This is a genomic window from Nocardia sp. NPDC050799, assembly GCF_040654015.1.
Lineage (GTDB): Bacteria > Actinomycetota > Actinomycetes > Mycobacteriales > Mycobacteriaceae > Nocardia.
Window position 1 is genome coordinate 1 of the sequence record NZ_JBFAHF010000140.1, and the last position, 1025, is coordinate 1025.

Consider the following 1025-nt stretch of genomic DNA (forward strand, 5'->3'; position numbering starts at 1 on the left):
CCCGTTCGGACCCCATCAGGCTGTAGAGGTTACGCATGGATATTTTACGTATTGGTTTGGTTTCCGTTTCTGACCGCGCTTCCGGCGGCGTTTACCAGGATAAAGGCATTCCGGCGCTGGAGGAGTGGCTGGCCGGCGCGCTGGCGACGCCGTTCAAACTGGAAACCCGGCTGATCCCCGATGAGCAGACGCAAATTGAACAAACGCTGTGTGAGCTGGTGGACGAAATGGGCTGCCATCTGGTGCTGACCACCGGCGGCACCGGGCCGGCGCGTCGCGACGTCACCCCCGACGCCACGCTGGCGATCGCCGATCGCGTGATGCCCGGCTTCGGCGAGCAAATGCGTCAGATCAGCCTACACTATGTGCCAACGGCAATTCTTTCTCGCCAGGTGGGAGCGATCCGCAAGCAGGCGCTGATCATCAACTTGCCCGGCCAGCCGAAGTCGATCAAGGAAACGCTGGAAGGGGTAAAGGATGAGCAGGGCAATGCGGTGGTGCACGGCATCTTCGCCAGCGTGCCTTATTGCATTCAACTGCTCGACGGGCCTTACGTCGAAACGCACGCCGCGGTGGTAGCAGCATTTCGGCCAAAGAGCGCGCGTCGCGAGATAAACCTCTAAATTTCAGCGTTCTGCGAGATCGGCTTCAGCCCGTCTGGTGTGAAAATAATTTGCCGTTATAGTAAGGATTCTTTTACAGAAAACCTGCGGCTTTTATTTTTACAGCCTTTACCGACGGTGCCCTATGCCTCACGACAATAATCGCCGGCTGAACCGGCAAGACTACAAAACGCTGACGTTGGCCGCGTTGGGCGGCGCGCTGGAGTTTTACGACTTCATCATCTTCGTGTTCTTCGCCGCCGTGGTCGGCGATCTGTTCTTCCCGGCGGACATGCCGGAGTGGCTGCGGCTGGTGCAAACCTTCGGCATCTTCGCCGCCGGCTATCTTGCCCGCCCGCTGGGCGGCATCGTGATGGCGCACTTCGGCGATCTGGTCGGCCGCAAAAAGATGTTTACCCTGAG

The 1025-nt window shown here is 58.9% G+C and carries 1 protein-coding gene and 1 pseudogene; both read left to right on the forward strand.

Translation table 11 applies throughout. The features are described 5' to 3' along the window. Positions 1 to 35: 35 nt before the first annotated feature. Positions 36 to 623 (forward strand): molybdopterin adenylyltransferase, encoded by a 588-nt coding sequence (mog, locus tag AB0H42_RS35955; protein WP_015376607.1) that lies wholly within the window; start codon positions 36 to 38, stop codon positions 621 to 623. Between the two features lie 124 nt (positions 624 to 747). Next, positions 748 to 1025 (forward strand): annotated as a pseudogene (locus tag AB0H42_RS35960) (MFS transporter); the annotation flags it as partial.